Source organism: Microbacterium saccharophilum, from assembly GCF_007992455.1.
GTDB lineage: Bacteria > Actinomycetota > Actinomycetes > Actinomycetales > Microbacteriaceae > Microbacterium > Microbacterium saccharophilum.
The window spans coordinates 350,084-367,471 of sequence record NZ_BKAH01000003.1 but is presented as its reverse complement, the minus strand read 5'-3'; the positions used below and the strand labels follow the sequence as shown (position 1 = coordinate 367,471).

The window sequence follows — 17,388 nt, the reverse complement described above, 5'->3', positions numbered from 1 at the left end:
TCGGCTATGAATCGGCCATGACTCGAGGGGGTCTCGGCACAGTCGATAATGGGCAGGTGACCGATGCCGCCCTCCCCCTGCCCGGTTGGACCCATGCGTACTCCGGGAAGGTCCGCGACCTCTACCGGCCGGAGGACGGCAGCGAGGACCGCATGCTCGTCGTCGCGAGCGATCGCGTCAGCGCGTTCGACGTCGTCCTCGAACCCGGCATCCCCGGCAAGGGCACGTTGCTGACGACCCTCAGCCTGTGGTGGTTCGACCAGCTCTCCGGCGCCGACGGCGGCATCCGCATCCCCAACCACCTCGCCGCCTCCCACGAGCTCACCCTCGGCGCCGACGGCATCGCGAACACCGCGGACGACGTACAGCGCCTCATCCCGGACGCCGTCGCGGGCCGTGCCATGGTCGTCAAGGCGCTCGCGATGCAGCCCGTCGAGTGCGTCGTCCGCGGCTACCTCACCGGCTCCGGCTGGGCGGAGTACCAGGAGAGCGGCACCGTGTGCGGCATCCCGCTGCCGGAGGGGCTCGCCAACGGCGACCGCCTGCCGGAGCCGATCTTCACGCCCGCCTACAAGGCGCCGATGGGCCAGCACGACGAGAACATCTCGTACGAGCAGACCGCCGAGCTGGTCGGCGCCGACCTCGCCGCGCAGCTGCGCGACGCATCGCTGGAGATCTACGCGCGGGCCGCGGCGATCGCCGAGGCCCGCGGGCTCATCCTCGCGGACACGAAGTTCGAGTTCGGCCTCGACGCCGAGGGCGTCCTCACGCTCGCCGACGAAGTGCTGACGAGCGACTCCTCGCGCTACTGGGATGCCGAGACCTGGCGCAGCGGTGCGACGCCCGCCGACCGGATGGCCAGCTTCGACAAGCAGATCGTCCGGGACTGGCTCGCCGCGAACTGGGACAAGACCGGCACCGCCCCCACCCTTCCGGCCGAGATCGTCGAGCAGACGAGCGCCAAGTACCGCGAACTCCTCGCGCGCCTCACCGCCGCCTGATCCGGCCCGCACGCCGCCCCGCACGATGTGGCGGCTCCCAGGGAACTCCCAGAGTAGGGTGACAGCAGCATCCCCCACCCGATTCCGAGGAGCACCCCCATGCCCATCTGGACCCTTCACGGCGACGGCACGCACGTCGCCCCCGGCGCCGTCGTCAAGCCCGGCGAGCGTCTGAGCTGGCCCGGCACCATCGCCGTCGGCGCGCAGCACGTCGTCGCCATGTTCGGCGCGACCTTCCTCGTGCCGCTGCTGACCGGCTTTCCCGTCTCGACGACCCTGCTGTTCTCGGGAGTCGGCACGCTCCTGTTCCTCCTCATCACGCAGAACCGCCTGCCCAGCTACCTGGGATCGTCGTTCGCGTTCATCGCCCCCATCACGGCGCTCAACGACGGCTCGCCACTGGAGACGCCGGAGCAGATCGGGCAGGCGCTCGTCGGCGTCGTCATCGCCGGCGTCCTGCTGGCCGTCGTCGGCTTCGTCGTGCAGGCGTTCGGCACCGGCTGGATCGAGAAGCTCATGCCGCCGGTCGTCGCCGGCGCCATCGTCGCCCTCATCGGCTTCAACCTCGCGCCCGCCGCGTGGAACAACTTCCAGACGCAGCCGCTGCTCGGCACGATCACGCTCGCGGCGACCATCCTCTTCAGCGTCCTCTTCCGCGGCTTCCTCGGGCGCATCTCGATCTTCCTCGGCGTCGTCGTCGGCTACATCGTGGCGCTCTTCCTCGGCGAGGTCGATTTCACCGCGGTGAACGAGGCCGCCTGGCTGGGCTTGCCGCAGTTCCACCTCCCGGCCTTCGGCGACGGCGTCGCGTGGGGCCTCGTCCCGATGTTCCTCCCGGTCGTGCTGGTGCTCGTGGCGGAGAACGTCGGACACGTCCGCGGTGTCGCGACCATGGCGGCCGACCCGTCGGTCAACAAGCAGACCGGGCGCGCGCTCATCGCCGACGGACTCGCGACGACCCTCGCGGGCGGCTTCGGCGGTTCGGCGACCACGACCTACGGCGAGAACATCGGCGTCATGGCCGCGACCCGCATCTACTCGACCGCCGTCTACTGGGTCGCCGGTGCCATCGCGATCGTCCTGGCGTTCTCGCCGAAGATCGGTGCGGTCCTCTTCACCGTCCCCGGCGGCGTCATCGGCGGCGTCACGACGGCGCTGTACGGCCTCATCGGCGTCATCGGCATCAAGATCTGGGTCGACAATCAGGTCGACTTCTCCCGCCCGGTGAACCAGTACACCGTCGCGGTGTCCTTCGTGCTCGCGATCGCGGGCTACTCGATGAACTGGGGCGCGCTGACCTTCGGCGGCATCGTCCTCGGCACCGTCGCGGCGCTCGTCATCTACCACGTCGGCAACGCGATCGCGCGGGCGCGCAAGACCGGCGCCGACGACGGCGGACCCATCGTCCCCATCGGCCAGCTCGGCGGCGACCCGCAGTAGCCCGCGCACACCCGGATGCCGGGGGCCGTCGTTCACACGAGCGCGGCCCCCGGCATCCCGTCGTTCACCGCCGCAAGCGCAGCAAACTGCAGGATGCCGTGTGACGGATGGGGCGCATGAGCCTCCCCCGCCCCACGGGTCACACCCGGTCCTGCCGTTTGCGCGGCAAGCGGGTCCCGACGACGGGCCGCGACGGGCGCCGGACCGAGCGTCAGGCCGAGTCGCGGACGACGAGCTCGGTCTCGAGGATCGTGACGTGCGGCGGGGTGCCGCCGGCCAGGAGCGACAGCAGGACGTCGGCCATCCGCTCGCCCTGTGCGTGCGAGGGCTGGCGCATCGTCGTGAGGTTCGGGCGCACGCTCGTCGCGACCGGGGAGTCGTCGAAGCCGATGATCGCCACGTCGTCCGGCACACGCCGTCCCGCGCGGGCGAGCGAGGCGAGCGCCCCGCGGGCCATGAGGTCGCTCGCGATGAACAGCGCGTCGAACTCCGCGCCGGAGGCGAGGATCCGCTGCATCGCCGCGCCGCCCCCGTCGGCCGTGAAGTTGCCGTCCTCCACGGCGACCTCTTCGAGCCCGGCGTCGCCGAGCGCCTCCCGGAACCCCGCGAGGCGGTCGATGCCGGCGGGCATCGTGAGGGGACCCGTGATCGTCGCGATCTTCCGATGGCCCTTGGCGATCAGGTACTCCGTCGCGGCGCGCGCGCCGGCGAGGTTGTCGACGTCGACGTAGTAGTCGCGCTCCCGCTCGCGCACCGGCCGGCCGCCGTAGACGACCGGGACGGCCGCGGCGATCCGGTCGATGAAGGTGTCGCTCGTATGATGCGACACCACGATCGCGCCGTCGACGGCGCCGCTGCGCACGTACGCCGTCGTCTTGTCGCGCGGATCGTCGCTCGCGATGATGAGGTTGAGGACGTAGTCCGACCGGCTCAACCGGGTGTTGATCCCCGACACGATGGCGGCGAAGAACGGGTCCCCGAAGAAACGGGTGGTGTCCTCGGGCACGACGAGGGCCAGGGCCATCGTCGCGCGACTCGCGAGCGAGCGCGCCGCGCGGTTGGGCACGTAGTTCAGCTCGGCGATGGCCCGCTGCACGGCCGCGAGCGCGGCGGGGCTCACGGCGGTCGACCCGTTGACCACGCGCGACACCGTCGACCGGGAGACGCCGGCGACGGCGGCGACTTCCTCGATGGTGGCGGCTGCGCGCGAGGTCTCGATGGTCACGGCGCTTCTCTACCTCAGTACGGGGACGTCGATCGCCCGGGCGGCGATGACCCGACGATACTCCAGCGCGCTGTCCTTGAGGGTGCGCTCCTGGGTGTCGTAGTCGACACGGATGATGCCGAAGCGCTTCTCGTACCCCCACGCCCACTCGTAGTTGTCGAGCAGCGACCAGTAGAAGTAGCCGCGGACGTCCACGCCGGCGGCGGCGGCATCCGCCACGGCACCGAGGTGTCCGCGCAGGAAGGCGACGCGGTCGGCATCGTGCACACGACGCTCGCCGTCCTCCGTCACGAGCTCGTCGTCGTAGGCGGCGCCGTTCTCGGTGACGTACAGCGCGGTCCCGGCCGGCGCGGCGTACTCCGTCGACACCCGCTGCAGCAGCTCGGTGAGCCCGGCGGGCTGCACCTCCCAGTTCATCGACGTGCGCGGGAGGCCCCGCTCGTGCCAGTGGATGCCCTCGTGCGAGGGGAACGGCGACTCGGCGCGACGGTCGGTGGGCGCATCGCCGGGCGCCGGCGGGTTCGGGTCGGGCCGGCCGCCGACGAATTCGCCGTGGTAGTAGTTGACGCCCAGCGCGTCGAGCGGCTGCGCGATCGTGGCGAGGTCGCCGTCCCGCGTCGCCGCGTCCAGCGCGTCGATGGCGCCGGCATCCACCCCGCGGATGTCCTCGACGGTGTCGGCCGGGTACGCCCCGCGGAAGATCGGGTCGAGGAACCAGCGGTTGAACTGGCCGTCGATGCGGCGGGCGGCGTCGAGGTCGGCGGCATCCTGCGGGTTCGCCGGCTCGGCGACCGTGAGGTTCAGCGTGATGCCGAGGCTCAGCGACGCATCGCGCGCGCGCAGCTCGCGCACGGCCTGACCATGGCCGAGCAGCAGGTGATGCGCGGCGAGCACGCCGTCGGTCACGCTGTAGCGGCCGGGCGCGTGGATGCCGGCGGTGTAGCTGAGGAACGACGAGCACCAGGGCTCGTTGAGCGTCGTCCAGTTCGCCACGCGGTCACCCAGTGCATCGTGCACGTCGAGCGCGTATTCGGTGAACCGGTCGGCCGTCTCGCGCACGGTCCAGCCGCCGCGTGCTTCGAGCGCCTGCGGGAGGTCCCAGTGGTACAGGGTCAGCCACGGCAAGATGTCGGCGTCCCGCAGCTCGTCCACGAGGCGCTTGTAGAAGTCGAGTCCCTTCGGGTTGAGCGCGCCGCCATCGGGGCGCACCCGCGCCCACGACACGCTGAACCGGTAGGTGTCCAGGCCCAGATCCTTCATGATCGCGACATCGCCCGGGTACCGGTGATAGTGGTCGCAGGCGACATCGCCGTTGTCGCCGTTGATGACGGCGCCGGGGATGCGGCTGAACTCATCCCAGATCGAGGCGCGCCGGCCGTCCTCGAACGCGGCACCCTCGATCTGGTACGCGGCGGTTGCCGCGCCGAAGAGGAAGCCCGCCGGGAACGCGCGCGAAGTATCGGTCATGTGTGTGGTGCCTTTCGTGAGCGGTCGGGGCGTCAGCCCTTGACCGCGCCTTGCATGATGCCGCTGACGAGCTGCTTGCCCGCGAAGATGAACAACAGCAGGAGGGGGATCGTCGCGAGGACGACGCCCGCCAGCACGACGGAGTAGTCGACGAAGTAGTTCGACTGCAGCAGCGACAGCGCGACGGGCAGCGTGGGGTTCTGCCGGTCGAGCACGATGAACGGCCAGAAGAAATTGTTCCACGACCCGACGAAGGTGAAGAGGAACAGCATGGCCGCCGCGGGACGGGCGGCGGTGACACCGACGGTCCAGAACGTGCGGATCATGGATGCGCCGTCGACGCGGGCCGCCTCGATGAGCTCATCCGGCACGGACTGGCGCAGGTACTGCGTCATCCAGAACACCCCGAACGCGCTCGTGAGCGCCGGGATGATGATCGCGCCGATCTGGCCCGTCCAGCCCAGCTCGCTGAAGAGGATGTACAGCGGCACGACGCCGAGCTGCTGCGGCACCGCCATCGTGGCGACGACGAAGACGAGCAGTGCGGGGCCGCCGTGGAACCGGAGCTTCGCGAACGCCCAGCCGGCCAGGGTCGAGGTGATGACGACGGCGGCGGCGATGAGGAACGAGCTGTAGATCGAGTTCCACAGCGCCGGCCAGAAGTTCACGGCCGGGTTGTTCATGACCGCCGCGGCGTTCTCGAAGAAATTGCCACCCGGAATCCACGGGAAGGGCTTGCGCAGCGTCGTGGCGTCGCCTGAGCCGATGATGAACGACCAGTACAGCGGGAAGATCGCCGAGAGGAAGACGACGGCGAGCGTCGCGTACGCCCAGAAGCCGGGGCGCGACCCGCGGATGCGGATGCCCTTGCCGGCGCGGCGGGCCTTCTTCGCGTTCGGGATGTTCTCCTCGACGACCGCGAGGGAGGCGGGGGTGGTGCCGATGGTGCTCATCGCTGGGCCTCCTTGACCTTCTTCTTCGCCTCGCGGGCGGACTTCTTCTGCTGCGCCTTGCTGATCCCGCCGCGGAGCCCCTCGTCACGCACGAGCGAGCGGGTGATGAGCAGGTTGATGAGGCCGATGCCGAGGATGATGATGAACAGGATCCACGCCATGGCGGCGGCCCGGCCGAAGTTCCACTGTCCCCAGCCGATGTCGTAGAGGTACAGCGTGATGGTGAGCCACTGCTGCGCGGCTCCGCCCCGACCGAACTGGTCGAACACGCGGGGCTCGTCGAAGATCTGCAGGCCGCCGATCGTCGAGGTGATGATCACGAAGATGAGGGTCGGCTTGAGCGAGGGCATCGTGATGCTGAAGAACTGGCGGATCGGACCTGCGCCGTCGACGGTCGCGGCCTCGTAGAAGTCGCGGTTCACCGCCTGCATGGCCGCCAGAAGGATGAGGGCGTTGTAGCCCATCCAGCGGTAGTTGACCATCGTCGCGATCGCGACGTGGCTCCAGAACGGGTCCTTGTGCCACGGGATGGCGGGGATGCCGATCGTCTGCAGCCAGCTGTTGATGAGGCCGGACTGGTCGGCGAACATCGCGTTGAAGATGAGGCCGACGGCGACCGGTGCCACGACGAACGGCACGAGGACGCTCATCCGCCAGAACGTCTTGGCGCGGATGTTGCGGTCCAGCACGGCCGCGACGAAGATCGCGAGGATCAGCTGCGGGACGCTGGAGAGCAGGAAGATGCTGAACGTGTTGCGCAGCGCCGTCCAGAAGTGGGGCTGGCTCAGGATCCAGATGTACTGGTCGAAGCCGATGAACTCACCGGAGTTGCGGACGAGGTCCCAGTCCATGAAGGAGATGACCGCCGTGTACGCGATCGGGAAGAGCCCGACGACCGCGAACATGATGAAGAACGGCGAGATGTAGAGGTACGGCGAGAACTTCAGGTCCCACTTGCTGAGCTTCTGCGAGAACGAGATCACGCGCGGCTGGCGCGGGGGTGTGGGTGCGGCCTCGGCGCGCGTCGCCGGTCGCGAATCGGTAGCGGTCACGATCGCCCTTCGGGTTCGGGTGGGATGCCCGGGGGTGCGGGCCTGACGGCCCGCACCCCCGGAGGGAGAGGGGGAGCTCAGAAGGCTCCGACCTCGTTCACCCAGGTGTCCCAGCTGGTCTCCTTGTCCTCGAGGCCGTCGAAGACACGGGTGACCGCGTTCTGCAGGGCGTCGTGGAACTGGAAGTACTTCTCGCCCTTGTAGGTGGCGACCTTGACCGCGTTGGCGCGGTTGATGCCGATCTCACCGGTGGGGGCGTCGTTGAAGTACGGGTTGGTGAAGCCGGTCAGCTCGGCGCTCTCCTGCGCTTCGATCTGGCTGGGGAACGTACCCGCGTTGACGAAGGCCTTCGCCTGGGTCTCGGGAGCCGTCAGCCAGTCGGCCAGCTTCTGCGCCGCGGCGACGTTCTCGCCGTTGGCCGGGACGACGAGGTACGAGCCGCCCCAGTTGCCGCCGCCCTCGGGGAAGACGTCGGCGACGTCCCAGCCGGTGATGTCGGGGGCCTCACCGGAGATGATGCCGTGCATCCACGGCGGGCACAGCATCGCGGCGAAGTCGCCGTTGGCCATGGCGGCGTACCAGTCGTCGCTCCACTGTCCGGCGTACGCCGAGATCGGGATGGCCTTGTCCACGACGGTGTCGTAGGCGGCGCGGATGTCGTCGTTCTCGGTCGCGACAATGGTGCCGTCGGGCTCCTCGTACGCGATCTCGAGCTGGTTCACGAGGCCCTGCAGCGCGGAGTTGGCCGAGTCGATGAACGGCTTGCCGGTCTTCTCGACGTAGTCGGCGCCGACCTCGAAGAAGTCGTCCCACGTGGTGAACAGGCCGGCGACCTCTTCACGGTCGGTGGGCAGACCGGCCGCACCGAACAGGTCGGAGCGGTAGCAGATGGCCTGCGGCCCCACGTCGGTGCCGTACGCCACGAGGTTGCCGTCGGCGTCGGTCGCGGCGGCTTCCTTCCAGTCCAGCCAGCGGCCCTTGAGGTCGTCGGGAACCGGAGCGACGAGGTCCGAGTACTGCATCATCTCGGTGAACCAGTCGACCTCGACGGCCTCGACGTCGGCGAGGCCGCTCTTGCCGAGCTTCTGGAAGAAGTTCGCGCGGGCGTCGTTGGAGGTCGCCGCCTTGTTGTGGACGACCTTGATGCCGGTCTCCTCCTCGAACTCCGCCAGGAGCTCGGGTGTGTAGCCGAAGTCGTTGAAGGTGGCGAGCGTGAGCTCGACCCCTTCGAAGTCGCCGTCGCTGCCGCTGGTCGGGGCGGGGGTGCTGCCGCCGCCGGCGCAGCCCGCGAGGACGATCGCCGACGTGGTCGCGAAGCCGGCCACGAGGCCGATGCGTCGCAGTGCGCGTGATTTCACGTGTCACTCCTTTGTGGATGTGGGTGATGCTGGGTGCGTCGGGTCGCATTCCCGTCCCAGGATGGGAGCGCTCTCACCGATTGATGGACACGTTATGGGATCGCTCCCACGCTCGTCAAGGGAGCGCTCCCACACTCAGGTCACGGTTCGGTCACAAGCCGACGGGGCTCGCCGCACGAGCGGCCCCGTAGACTGGACGGCGCACCCCATCCCGCGACTCCTGGAGCCTCGAATGCCCACCATCGTCGTCGACGTCATGCCCAAGGCCGAGCTGCTGGACCCGCAGGGGAAGGCCGTCGCCGGCGCACTGGCGCGGCTGGGGGTCGACGGCTTCTCCGGTGTCCGCATCGGCAAGCGGTTCGAGCTGACCGTCGAGCGCGCCGATGACGCGACGCTCGAGACGGTCAAGAAGCTCGCGGACGAGATCCTCTCCAACGCCGTCATCGAGGACGTCGTGGGCATCGAGGTCGTCGAGTGACCGCACGCATCGGGGTCATCACGTTCCCCGGCTCCCTCGACGACGGCGACGCGCAGCGCGCCATCCGTCTCGCCGGCGCCGAGCCCGTCGCCCTGTGGCACGGCTCGCACGACCTCGAGGGCGTCGACGCCCTCGTCCTCCCCGGCGGCTTCAGCTACGGCGACTACCTGCGCGCCGGCGCGATCGCCGCGCTCGCGCCGATCATGGCCGAGGTGAAGGATGCCGCCGCCGCCGGCATGCCGATCCTCGGCATCTGCAACGGCTTCCAGATGCTCGTCGAGGCTCACCTGCTGCCGGGCGGGCTCATCCGCAACGCGCATCAGCAGTTCATCCGTCGCGACCAGCGCCTGCGCGTCGAGAACGCCTCGACGGCCTGGACGTCGCAGTTCGAGGTCGGGCAGGAGATCACCATTCCGCTGAAGAACGCCGACGGCGGCTACATCTGCTCCGCGGAGACGCTCGCCCGGATCGAGGGCGAGGGGCTCGTGGCGTTCCGCTACGTCGGGGTCAACCCGAACGGCTCGCTCGACGACATCGCCGGCCTGACCAACCCCCGCGGCAACGTGGTCGGCCTCATGCCGCACCCCGAGCACGCCGTGGAGCCGGGCTTCGGCCCCGACACCGCCGCCGCGATGCGTTCCGGCGTCGACGGTCTCGCGTTCTTCACCTCGGCGGTTGCGGCCGTCGTGGGCGCCGCGGCCTGACCCGCGCCGCGCGATACACGCACGGATGCCGCGCGCCGCGGCATCGGCCGGTCAGACGGTGCCCGCGGGTGGCCACACGCCGATGATCACCGACATCACCAGCACGAGCACCAGCTCGTAGGAGATGTTGAGGATCGTCAGCTGCGAGGGGCGCCCGGCGAAGACGTCGTGCGTGATGAAGCGACCGGCCGTGAAGCCGGCCCACAGCGTCAGCCCGGTCACGATCGCGGAGCCGAAGTAGGTGCCGCCGTAGAAGTGCCAGGCGATGGCGACCGACCCGGCGAGCACCCACGCGAGCAGGAACGCGAGGACGATCGAGACCAGGATCGGCAGCCACGACTGCGCCGAGGTCTCGGGATCGGCGACCTGCCCCCACTTCTTCCACCGGTCGCCGAACACGCGAGGCGTGTACCAGACCGACCCGATGACGATGGCGGCCACCGTCGCCAGCAGCACCGCCCAGTAGTTGATCTCCGGAATCATGCGCACCTCCTGGGGCGAGGATACTGGGCGCGCCCGTCGCACGGGCGGGTAGCGTCGAGGTCATGAGTCTCGTCGTCTCCGTCCCCCGCCCCGAACTCGCCCGCGACCTCGAGCCGCTCCCGGACGGCGTCGAGGTGATCGTATGGGCGATGGATGCCGCAGCCCCGCGCGACCGCATCGACCTGGTCGTACCGCCCTACATGTCCGGCGGCAACGGGCTGTCGCTGCTGGCGGGGGTGACGACCCGACTCGTGCAGGGCCAGTCCATCGGCTACGAGGGCACCGCGGAGAAGCTCCCGCCCGGGATCGTCTTCGCCAACGCCGCGACTGTGCACGAGACCTCCACCGCCGAGCTGGCGGTGGGGCTGACCCTCGCCGCGCAGCGGCACCTCGACGCGTTCGCCGTCGACACCCGCGCGGGGGTGTGGCATCCTCGCTACGCCCAGAGCCTCGCGGACCGGCGGGTGCTGCTGCTCGGCTACGGCGGCGTCGGCAAGGCGGTCGCCGCACGGCTGGCGCCCTTCGAGGTGGACCTCGTGCCGGTGGCGTCGCGGGCGCGCGGCGAGGACGGCATCCGCGTGCACGGCATCGACGAGCTGCCGGAACTGCTGCCGACGGCGGAGATCGTCGTGCTGACCCTTCCCGGCGGAGATGCGACGCGGCACATCATCGGAGACGCCGAGCTCGCCGCCCTCCCCGACGGCGCGCTGATCGTCAACGTCGGGCGCGGACCGCTCGTGGACACCGACGCGCTCGTGCGGCACGTGCGGGAGGGGCGCATCCGCGCGGCGCTCGATGTCACCGACCCCGAACCGCTGCCGGAGGGGCACCCGCTCTGGGGGCTTCCGGGCGTGCTCATCGCGCCGCACGTCGGCGGAGCCTCCAGCGCCATGCACCCGCGCATCGCGGCGCTTGTGAAGCGCCAGATCGCGCACCTGCTCGCCGACGAGGAGCCGGAGAACATCGTCATCCGCACCTGAGGCCCGCGCGGGCGCGGTGCTCGGGAGAGAGCGGGGTGCGCGGTGCGCGGGAGCGAGCGGGCACAATTCAGTCTGCTCTGGTGCTCGTGGCGCCCCAGCGGGCTCAGACCAGCCGGATCCGGCGCGAGGAGACTGAGTTGGGGACCAGGCCGCCCGCGCACCGGCCCGCGCGACCCGCCTGTGGTCCCGGCCGGAGCGGGGCTACAGGCGCTCGGCAATGGCGGCGGCGGCGGTCAGCCACGCGTCGCGGGTGTCTCCCGACAGCGCATCGAAGTCGATCGGCCCGCCGTCGACGAGCGCCGCGTCGAACGGCACGTGCACCACGGCGGAGGTCACCTGCGCGAAGTGGCGCTCCAGGCGCTCGGCGAGCTTGCGGTCGGGCTTCGCCGACGGCGCGGCGAGGATCGTGACCGCGTCGTCGATCTTCGCGTCGAAGCCCTTCTCGCGCAGCCCGTCGAGCAGCCACGCGGCGCTCGCGGCGGTGTCCTCGCGCACGGTCGAGACGATGACGAGCTGGTCGGCCGCCGCGACCGCGGCCACCCAGTTCGACGCGCGCATGTTGTTGCCGGTGTCGATGATCAGCAAACGGTAGTAGCGCGAGAGCACACCGTGCAACCGGTCGAAGGCGGCGGCGTCGACGGTGGAGGATGCCGCGGCATCCTCAATAGTCGATCTCGGGAATCATCGTCGCCTCCTGGATGCGTCGGGTCTTGGTGGTGGCGCTACACGGCGGCGGGCTCATCCGGCCGCCCGTGCCGCTATGGGCGCGCGGATGCGGCGGGAAGGGACGGATGCCGCGGGGTCGGCGCGCCGCGCGCGGGGCTCATCCGGCCGTTGGCGCCGCTACGGGCGCGCGAATGCGGCGGGAAGGGACGGATGCCGCGGGGGCGGCGCGTCGACGTCGCGGCCGTGCCACAGGTCGCCGCACTCGACGAGGGCGGCACCGTGCGCGCGCAGGTATCCGCCCGCGCCGCGGTCGCCGGCCAGCTCGGCGGCGAGCGCGCTCCAGTGCGCCCGCCCGATGAGCGCGGGGTGGCCCACCTCGCCGCCGTAGGCCGCCTGCCGCAGCGTCTCGGCGGATGCATCCGCCGAGACGCGGATGCACGCGGATGCCGGCAGCTCGGGCACATCCACGGGGACCACGAGTGCGGCCGTCGCGGCGGTCTCCGCCGCGACGGCGAGTCCCGCCCGCACCGAGGCCGACAACCCGTCGGACCAGTCCACCGCGACGACGATCGTCGCGGCGGCGGGGACGAGCGCGGTCGCCTCGTCGTGTCGGGCGCCGAGCACGACGAGCACGGGCGCGCATCCGGCATCCGTCAGCGTCTCGACGGCAGAAGCGATCCACCCTCGCCCGTCGGCATCCGTCGCGAGCGCCTTCGGGTGGCCGTACCGCGTGCCCGCGCCGGCGGCGAGCACGATGCCGACGACGCTCATGAGCGGGCGGGGACGTCGGGCATCCAGGCGCACTCGATCGAGGGCACCGACGAAGGCACCGCGGCAGGAACCTGGGTAGCCGCATCAGAACCCGAACCCGCCCCCGGCCCGACCGCAGCGTGCACAGGCCCGGACAGCCCCGACAACCGGGCCCCCGTGCCACCGTGCCGGTCGGCGACGATCTCCGCGAGGATCGACAGGGCCGTCTCCTCGGGGCTGCGTCCGCCCAGATCCAGTCCGATCGGCGAGCGCACGCGCATCCGCGCGGCCAGCGGCACCTCGGCGTCACCGAGGCGCCGCATGCGGTCGTCGTGGGTCCGGCGACTGCCCATCGCCCCGATGTATCCGGCCGGCGACGCGAGCGCCGCGCGCAGCGCGGGGACATCGATCTTGGGGTCGTGCGTCAAGACGCAGACGGCGGTTCCGGCATCCAGCCGCTCCCCCGCGAGGTACCGGTCGGGCCAGTCGACGACGACTTCGGCACCCGGGAATCGGGCCTCGGTCGCGAACACCTCGCGCGGATCGACGACGGTCACCCGCATCCCCATCGCGGCGCCCAGCCGCGCGAGCGCGACGGCGAACTCGACCGCGCCGACGACGATCAACCGCGCCGGAACCCCGACCCGCAGCGAGACGACACCCGGCACCGCCGCGGGCGCTGCGGCGTCCGACGACACGACTCGCCCGACGCCGAGTTCCGGCCCCGCGGTCACGAGCGCGAACCCCGTCGGGATCGCGGCGGCCTCGCGCGCCGCGAGCAGCTGCAGATCGGCCGCGGCGGCACTCCCCGGGGGCACGGCCCGCACGAGGACATCGATCGTCCCGCCGCATGTCAGCCCGACGGCGAACGCGTCGGCGTCGCTGTACGCGAACCGGTCGACGTGAGGTGCGGCACCGGCCAGTACCTCGAGGCAGCGCTCGTAGACGGCGCCCTCGACGCATCCGCCGGACACCGTGCCGAACACCTCGCCGCTCGCCGAGACGACCATGCTCGCGCCGATCTCGCGCGGCGCACTGCCGCCGACGCCGACAACCGTCGCGATCGCGAACGCCTGCTCCGCACCCGCCCAACGGGCGGCGACAGGCAGGATCTCACGCATGCCATTCACGGTATGCGCCCCGGATTGCGGCCGTGTTGCGGCCATGAAACACCCGCGAAACGGGGGCCTGCTTCACTCGATCGGGCGCGACAGCGAGCTAGGGCCGCGATCCGGAGAGCAGGGCAACATGGACATCACGTCGGTGCAGGCGTACCGCGTCGCCCGTTCTCGGGAGGATCTGCAGCTTGCCCCCGGCGAGGCTCTCCTCGCCGGGGGCACCTGGATCATGAGCGAGCCGCAGCCCGCCACGACCGGCCTCGTCGATCTCACCGGGCTCGCCTGGCCCGACCTCGAGGAGACCCCCGAGGGCCTGCGCGTCGCAGCGACGTGCACGATCGCGAACCTCGTCGCGTGGGCCGCGACAGCTCCCGCGCACTGGCCCGCCGCGCAGCTCGTGCCGGCGGCCGCGAACGCCCTGTTGGCATCGTTCAAGATCTGGAACACCGCGACCGTGGGCGGCAACATCTGCCGCGCGTTCGCCGCGGGAGCGATGGTGTCGCTGAGCGTCGCACTCGACGCCGTCGCTGTCATCTGGACAAAAGACGACGAACGGCGGATGCCCGTGGCCGATCTCGTGACGGGCAACGGCACCACGAACCTCGGCCGAGGCGACGTGCTGCGCGCCGTTGAGATCCCCACGCACGCGCTCGCCTCGCGCGCCCTGCTGCGCAAGATCGCCCTCGCCGAGCACGGCCGCTCCGGCGCTGTCGTGACGGGCCGCGTCGACCCCGACGGCACGACCGTCTTCACCGTGACCGCTGCCACGGCGACGCCGACGGTGCTGCGATTCGCGCTGCTGCCGACCGAGACGGAACTGGCGGATGCCGTGGCATCCGCTCCCGGCTATTACACCGACCCCCTGGGTGCCGCCGACTGGCGGCGGGCGGTCAGCGTCGAGCTCGCGTCACGCATCCGGGCGGAGCTCGCATGATCTTCGACGTCGACGGCGAGCCGGTCGAGGCCGACCCACGCGCGGGCCAGTGCCTGCGGACCCTCCTGCGCGAGACGGGCCACACCGAGGTGAAGAAGGGCTGCGACGCGGGCGACTGCGGCGCGTGCTCGGTGCTGCTCGACGGGGTGCCCGTGCACTCGTGCCTGATCCCCGCCGTGCGCGTCGAGGGCCACGCCGTCACGACCGCCGCGGGCCTCGCGCCCGCCGATGAGCTGCATCCCGTGCAGGAGGCGATCGCCGACGGCTTCGGCTTCCAGTGCGGATTCTGCACGCCCGGCATGACCGTGACCGCCTCGACGCTGTGCGGCGATGATCTCGACGACCTCGACCGCCGCATGAAGGGCAACCTCTGCCGCTGCACGGGCTACCGCCCCATCCGCGAGGCGATCCGCGCGTCGGTGCTCGGCGAGGTGCGCGAGACGGGGCCGCGAGCCGAATCCGCGACGACGGCACCGGCCACGGCGGCCCTGCAGCACGTCGGCACCTCCGCCCGCCCCGAGGCCGCGCGCCGCATCGTGCAGGGCCGCGAGCCGTTCACGTTCGATCTGCCGCCGGATCACCCCGCGACGGATGCGCTCGTGCTGCGCGTCGTCGCGAGCCCGCACGCGCACGCGCGCGTCACCGCGATCGACACCACCGCCGCGCGCGCCGTTGCCGGCGTCGTCGCCGTCTTCACGCACGAGGACGTCCCGCAGGTGCGCTACTCGTCGGGTCGCCACGAGCACCGCACCGACGACCCCGACGACACCCGCATGCTCGACGACGTCGTGCGCTACATCGGCCAGCGCGTCGTCGCGGTCGTCGCCGAGACGGCCGAAGCGGCGGATGCCGCGTGCCGCCTCGTCGACATCACCTACGACGTGCTCCCGGCCGTCTTCGACCCCGACGAGGCGCGGATGCCCGGCGCGCCGCTCATCCACCCCGATCGCACGCCGGACGACCGCGTCGACGAGGCGCACCGCAACGTCATCGCGAGCGTGCACGCGGGGCCCGACGTGGCATCCGCCCTCGCCGCAAGCGCCGTGACCGTCACCGGCACGTGGCAGACCTCGCGCGTGACGCACGCGCAGCTCGAGACGCACGGCTCGGTCGGCTGGCTCGACGACGAGGGGCGCCTGGTCATCCGCTCGTCGACGCAGGTACCGTTCCTTGCGCGCGACGAGATCGCGCGACTGTTCGACCTCGAGCGCGACCGCGTGCGTGTACATGCGGCCAGGCTCGGCGGCGGTTTCGGCGGCAAGCAGGAGATCTTCACGGAAGACCTCGTCGCCCTCGCGGTGCTGCGCACCCGGCGCCCTGTCGCGTACGAGTTCACCCGCACCGACGAGTTCTTGCGTGCCGCGGTGCGGCACCCGATGCGCGTCACGGTGACGCTCGGGGCGGATGCGGATGGCACGCTCACCGCGATGCAGATCGACCTGCTGAGCGACACCGGCGCCTACGGCAACCACTCGCGCGGCGTCATGTTCCACTCGCTCGCCGAGTCGACGACGATCTACCGGGTGCCGCTGAAGCGCGTCGACGCCGAGGTCGTCTACACGAACAACATCCCGTCCGGTGCGTTCCGCGGGTACGGCCTCGGGCAGGTTGTGCTCGGCGTCGAATCGGCGATGGACATGCTCGCTGAGCGGCTCGGGATCGACCCGTTCGACCTGCGGCGGATCAATGCGATCCGGTCGGGTGACGACCCCGGGCACGACGACCTCGTGTGGGGCAGCTACGGGTTCGACCAGTGCCTCGACCTCGCGCAGGACGCCCTGGCGCGCGGCAACGGCGCGACCGCCCCCGACGGCTGGCTCGTCGGCGAGGGGATGGCGGCCGCGATGATCGCGACGATGGCCCCGTTCGGCCACATCGCGCACACGACCGCGACCCTGCGCGCCGACGGCACGTACCTGCTGCGGGCCGGCACGGCCGAGTTCGGCAACGGCACGACGACGGTCCTGCGTCAGATCGGGGCGACCGATCTCGCCGCCGACTTCGACCGCATCGAGCTGTGGCACGCCGACACGGATGCCGTCGCGCACGACACCGGCGCGTTCGCGTCGGCCGGCATCACGGTCGCGGGCAAGGCCCTGCATGCCGCGTGCCTGACGCTCGCGCGGCGGATGCGCGCGCGCGCAGCGGCGCTGACCGGCACCGACGCGGCATCCGCTTCGCTCACCTCGACGGGAGTCGAGACGATCGCCGGGCTCGTCGGCTTCGCCGAGCTGTGCGCCGACGGTGAGCTCACCGCCGACGGCAGCGAGCTCGGCGAGCAGCGCTCGCTCGCGTTCAACGTGCACGCCGTGCGCGTCGCCGTCGACCCGACGACCGGCACGGTGCGCATCCTGCAGTCGATCCAGTCGGCGGATGCCGGGTTCGTCATGAACCCCGCGCAGTGCCGCGGCCAGATCGAGGGCGGCGTCGCGCAGGGCATCGGCAGCGCGCTGTACGAAGAGGTCATGGTCTCGCCCGAGGGCAAGGTCACGACGCCCGTCTTCCGCACGTATCGCGTGCCGCAGTTCGCCGACGTGCCCGAGACCGAGGTGTACTTCGCCGACACGAGCGACGACCTGGGCCCGTTCGGCGCGAAGTCGATGAGCGAGTCGCCGTACAACCCCGTGGCACCCGCGATCGGCAACGCGATCGCGCGCGCCCTGGGCATCCGGCCCTTCGCGCAGCCCTTCAGCCGCGACCGGGTGTGGCGTCTCGCACACTCGTCACATCCCGGAAACACCACCGAACGGACGCCCGAAACGTAAGCGACCTAGGGTCA

General features: G+C 71.1%; 16 protein-coding genes. 7 read left to right on the top strand and 9 right to left on the bottom strand.

The features are described from left to right. Nucleotides 1-17: 17 nt before the first annotated feature. Together MSA03_RS05580 and MSA03_RS05575 are read left to right on the top strand one after the other, a co-directional pair. Nucleotides 18-1,001 (top strand): phosphoribosylaminoimidazolesuccinocarboxamide synthase, encoded by a 984-nt coding sequence (locus MSA03_RS05580; protein ID WP_147049938.1) that lies wholly within the window; start codon nucleotides 18-20, stop codon nucleotides 999-1,001. 99 nt (nucleotides 1,002-1,100) lie between these two features. Then, nucleotides 1,101-2,441: a uracil-xanthine permease family protein gene (locus MSA03_RS05575; RefSeq protein ID WP_028497169.1), complete on the top strand. Its 1,341-nt coding sequence runs from the start codon at nucleotides 1,101-1,103 to the stop codon at nucleotides 2,439-2,441. A 211-nt stretch (nucleotides 2,442-2,652) separates the two neighbouring features. Here the strand turns inward: MSA03_RS05575 and MSA03_RS05570 are convergent, their stop codons facing one another. The 5 genes from MSA03_RS05570 to MSA03_RS05550 all read right to left on the bottom strand — a co-directional run bounded on the left by MSA03_RS05570 (nucleotide 2,653) and on the right by MSA03_RS05550 (nucleotide 8,496). Further along, nucleotides 2,653-3,666 (bottom strand): LacI family DNA-binding transcriptional regulator, encoded by a 1,014-nt coding sequence (locus MSA03_RS05570; RefSeq protein ID WP_147049937.1) that lies wholly within the window; start codon nucleotides 3,664-3,666, stop codon nucleotides 2,653-2,655. A gap of 9 nt (nucleotides 3,667-3,675) precedes the next feature. Beyond that, nucleotides 3,676-5,133, bottom strand: coding sequence for a GH1 family beta-glucosidase (locus MSA03_RS05565; protein WP_147049936.1), 1,458 nt, complete (start codon nucleotides 5,131-5,133; stop codon nucleotides 3,676-3,678). 32 nt (nucleotides 5,134-5,165) lie between these two features. Next, nucleotides 5,166-6,086, bottom strand: a complete 921-nt coding sequence (locus tag MSA03_RS05560; RefSeq protein ID WP_028497166.1) for a carbohydrate ABC transporter permease — start codon at nucleotides 6,084-6,086, stop codon at nucleotides 5,166-5,168. After that, nucleotides 6,083-7,138 (bottom strand): carbohydrate ABC transporter permease, encoded by a 1,056-nt coding sequence (locus MSA03_RS05555; protein WP_371863074.1) that lies wholly within the window; start codon nucleotides 7,136-7,138, stop codon nucleotides 6,083-6,085. Before MSA03_RS05555 ends, MSA03_RS05560 begins: the two co-directional genes overlap by 4 nt. A 77-nt stretch (nucleotides 7,139-7,215) precedes the next feature. Next, on the bottom strand, nucleotides 7,216-8,496 hold the full coding sequence (locus MSA03_RS05550) for an ABC transporter substrate-binding protein (RefSeq protein WP_028497164.1): 1,281 nt from the start codon (nucleotides 8,494-8,496) through the stop codon (nucleotides 7,216-7,218). 232 nt (nucleotides 8,497-8,728) lie between these two features. On the opposite strand from MSA03_RS05550, the gene purS reads away from it, so the two are divergent. Both purS and purQ read left to right on the top strand, forming a co-directional pair. Continuing rightward, nucleotides 8,729-8,974: a phosphoribosylformylglycinamidine synthase subunit PurS gene (gene purS / locus MSA03_RS05545; RefSeq protein ID WP_028497163.1), complete on the top strand. Its 246-nt coding sequence runs from the start codon at nucleotides 8,729-8,731 to the stop codon at nucleotides 8,972-8,974. Next, complete coding sequence (gene purQ, locus MSA03_RS05540; RefSeq protein WP_028497162.1) at nucleotides 8,971-9,678, top strand: phosphoribosylformylglycinamidine synthase subunit PurQ; 708 nt, start codon at nucleotides 8,971-8,973, stop codon at nucleotides 9,676-9,678. Before purS ends, purQ begins: the two co-directional genes overlap by 4 nt. 51 nt (nucleotides 9,679-9,729) lie before the next feature. Here the strand turns inward: purQ and MSA03_RS05535 are convergent, their stop codons facing one another. Next, the gene (locus MSA03_RS05535) at nucleotides 9,730-10,161 is read right to left on the bottom strand and encodes a DUF1761 domain-containing protein (protein ID WP_147049935.1); all 432 of its coding nucleotides are present in this window, start codon (nucleotides 10,159-10,161) and stop codon (nucleotides 9,730-9,732) included. Nucleotides 10,162-10,223: 62 nt separating this feature from the next. Between MSA03_RS05535 and MSA03_RS05530 the strand changes: the two genes are divergently transcribed. After that, nucleotides 10,224-11,141: a 2-hydroxyacid dehydrogenase gene (locus tag MSA03_RS05530; RefSeq protein WP_028497160.1), complete on the top strand. Its 918-nt coding sequence runs from the start codon at nucleotides 10,224-10,226 to the stop codon at nucleotides 11,139-11,141. Nucleotides 11,142-11,342: 201 nt separating this feature from the next. Here the strand turns inward: MSA03_RS05530 and MSA03_RS05525 are convergent, their stop codons facing one another. From MSA03_RS05525 to MSA03_RS05515, 3 genes are all read right to left on the bottom strand, one after another. Beyond that, the gene (locus MSA03_RS05525; protein ID WP_231565523.1) at nucleotides 11,343-11,726 is read right to left on the bottom strand and encodes a MinD/ParA family ATP-binding protein; all 384 of its coding nucleotides are present in this window, start codon (nucleotides 11,724-11,726) and stop codon (nucleotides 11,343-11,345) included. Between the two features lie 258 nt (nucleotides 11,727-11,984). Continuing rightward, on the bottom strand, nucleotides 11,985-12,578 hold the full coding sequence (locus MSA03_RS05520) for a nucleotidyltransferase family protein (protein WP_051526403.1): 594 nt from the start codon (nucleotides 12,576-12,578) through the stop codon (nucleotides 11,985-11,987). After that, on the bottom strand, nucleotides 12,575-13,678 hold the full coding sequence (locus MSA03_RS05515) for an XdhC family protein (RefSeq protein ID WP_051526402.1): 1,104 nt from the start codon (nucleotides 13,676-13,678) through the stop codon (nucleotides 12,575-12,577). The genes MSA03_RS05520 and MSA03_RS05515 overlap by 4 nt, the downstream gene beginning before the upstream one ends. Before the next feature lie 127 nt (nucleotides 13,679-13,805). Between MSA03_RS05515 and MSA03_RS05510 the strand changes: the two genes are divergently transcribed. Further along, entirely contained in the window at nucleotides 13,806-14,609 is an 804-nt protein-coding gene (locus MSA03_RS05510) for an FAD binding domain-containing protein (protein ID WP_028497159.1), read from the top strand. Beyond that, on the top strand, nucleotides 14,606-17,374 hold the full coding sequence (locus tag MSA03_RS05505; protein WP_028497158.1) for a molybdopterin-dependent oxidoreductase: 2,769 nt from the start codon (nucleotides 14,606-14,608) through the stop codon (nucleotides 17,372-17,374). Before MSA03_RS05510 ends, MSA03_RS05505 begins: the two co-directional genes overlap by 4 nt. Nucleotides 17,375-17,388 lie beyond the last annotated feature (14 nt).